Consider the following 1,936-nt stretch of genomic DNA (forward strand, 5'->3'; position numbering starts at 1 on the left):
ATCTCACAAAAGTTCAAATAAAAATTTGTGGGACAGCAGTGGCTCATCAGAGCCGCTTTTTAACATCAGGTTTTCTTGCGCTTAATCGGTGCAAAACCTTCCGAATCCATCAGGGTGCCTTTATTTTCCGCTGCACTCTTAGGCCGGCTTGGACGTGGGCCCAGTTTCTTTTTATCCGATTTAGCCACTGGCTTTTTACCTGCGACTTTCTTGTCGGCTTTTGCCTTAGGCTTTTTCTTACCGACTGCCTTACCAGAACCTTTAACTTTTTTCGGACCTTTATAACTGCCCTTAAGTTCAGCAATTTCACGCTCTTCCATACGCTGTTGCAGGTAACGCTCAATCGAGGCTTTGAGATTCCATTCATGGGGGGCAATTAGGCTGATCGCCAGGCCTTCTTTGCCCGCACGACCAGTTCGGCCTATACGGTGGACATATTCATCACCTTTACGAGCCAGATCATAGTTAATCACCAGATCCATGCCTTCAACATCCAGGCCGCGGGCAGCGACATCGGTGGCAACCAGAATATTGCGCTTACCTTCACGCAGAGACTGCATTACGTAATTACGTTCGTCCTGGGTCATTTCACCATGCAGCATGGCGATACCATTACGGTGTCGACGCAGGAAGTCATTCAGACGATCGACCTCTACGCGCTTGTTTACGAAGATTACAGCCTTATCGTAGGTTTCATTCGCCAGCAGCCACACCAGCAAACGGTCTTTATGCGCATTGTCGTCAGCAAGAATACGCTGCTGGCGAATATACTCATGCTCTTCATGAACCATTTGGGTTGTAATTTCTTCCGGCTCACGCAACATAGAACGTGCGATCCGGCCAATGCCTTCATGACGCAGAGTCGCTGACAGCATAAATGTCTGACGCTGAGTAGAAGAGCGACCAACAATCAGCTCCATATCTTCAGCAAAACCCATATCCAGCATACGATCCGCTTCGTCCAGCACCAGGAACTCAAGATCGCTCAGATCTGCTGTATCGCGCTTCAGGTGATCTACGAGACGTCCGGTGGTTGATACCAGAATCTCAGGGTTTTTGCGCAGCATTGAAGCCTGATACTTGAAGTCGTCACCACCGGTCAGTAACCCGGCATTCAGGCTGGTCAGATCACAGAAGTGCTTCGCCATCTTATATACCTGGCGAGCCAACTCACGCGTCGGCACCAGAATCAACGCGCGGGTAGAGGCGTTCGGAGCATCGGTAGCCAGCAGCTTCTCCAGAATCGGCAGCAGGTAGGCAAGCGTCTTACCGCTGCCCGTCTCTGCACAAGCCTGCACATCTTTACCGGCCAATGCCAGGGGCAGCATCAGCGACTGCACTTCTGTAGGCTCAGAGATTTCGAGATTCTCGAGTCCAGTCAGTAAGCGGGCATTAAAATCGATGTTGGCAAACACAGGCGCTTCTCACACATTTCAAAAGATTGCGCGAGTATAGCAGAAGGCAGCTAATCGCCGTAAAAGAAGAACATACACGTTCATGACATGAAGCCCTAACGGTTATCCGCAAGGGCTTTTTTTGTATTCACTGCGTATTTATTTCTGAGAAGCAGATAAAGAAAACCCCAGCAGGTTGCCCTGCTGGGGTTTTGGATAAGAGCTTGACGATGACCTACTCTCACATGGGGACTCCCCACACTACCATCGGCGATGCTGCGTTTCACTTCTGAGTTCGGAATGGATTCAGGTGGTTCCACAGCTCTATTGTCGTCAAGCAAACCTGTATGAAGCGTTGTTGTCTTACACTGCCCTTTGGCACTGCAACGTGACTTCAAATAAGGTTGGATACATGAGATTAAAATTCTCTAGCGAACCGGCGGCTGCCTGTTCGTGTGTGATTAACTTAGGCTTGTTAACAACCAAAGTTTGGGTGTTATATGGTCAAGCCTCACGGGCAATTAGTATCAGTTAGCTCAACG

The 1,936-nt window shown here is 49.3% G+C and carries 1 protein-coding gene and 1 rRNA gene; both read right to left on the reverse strand.

The features are described 5' to 3' along the window. Positions 1-65 precede the first annotated feature (65 nt). Positions 66-1,415, reverse strand: coding sequence for a DEAD/DEAH box helicase (locus tag I9W95_RS12775; RefSeq protein WP_225675479.1), 1,350 nt, complete (start codon positions 1,413-1,415; stop codon positions 66-68). Between the two features lie 201 nt (positions 1,416-1,616). Beyond that, positions 1,617-1,732 (reverse strand): 5S ribosomal RNA (rrf, locus tag I9W95_RS12780). Between the last annotated feature and the right edge of the window lie 204 nt (positions 1,733-1,936).

This window comes from Thalassolituus marinus (genome assembly GCF_020320395.1).
Classification (GTDB): Bacteria; Pseudomonadota; Gammaproteobacteria; order Pseudomonadales; family Oceanobacteraceae; genus Venatoribacter; species Venatoribacter marinus.